The organism is Chromobacterium sinusclupearum (genome assembly GCF_002902845.1).
In the GTDB taxonomy this organism is placed as follows: Bacteria; Pseudomonadota; Gammaproteobacteria; order Burkholderiales; family Chromobacteriaceae; genus Chromobacterium; species Chromobacterium sinusclupearum.
Genome location: NZ_PPTF01000092.1, coordinates 1 through 296, shown reverse-complemented (window position 1 = coordinate 296; position 296 = coordinate 1). Strand labels below are relative to the sequence as shown.

Genomic DNA, 296 nt, shown 5'->3' with positions numbered 1-296 from the left:
TGAGGTGATAGTCATCTCACTGTGGCACTGCGATGCCGTTTAGAGGAGGGGGCGTCCATCCCATTGCCTTCGCCCAGCATTTTGATACCGGTGCTATCGATCAGCAGGTGCAGCGCGCCAGCACTTTTCTGGTAGGGAATGTTGACCTGCAGCGTCTGCTGCCGTCTGGACAGCGTGCTGTAGTCGGGGACGTCCCAGCTCAAGCCCGCCAGCTTGAGCAGACTTTGGATGAAACCGATGGTCTGCCGCAAAGGCAGTCCAAACAGGTTCTTGATAGTCAAACAGAACTGAATAGC

1 pseudogene is annotated in these 296 nt (G+C 55.7%); it reads right to left on the bottom strand.

Features of this window, described 5'->3' with window-relative positions:
* Nucleotides 1-65: 65 nt before the first annotated feature.
* Nucleotides 66-296 (bottom strand): annotated as a pseudogene (locus tag C2134_RS19285) (transposase); the annotation flags it as partial.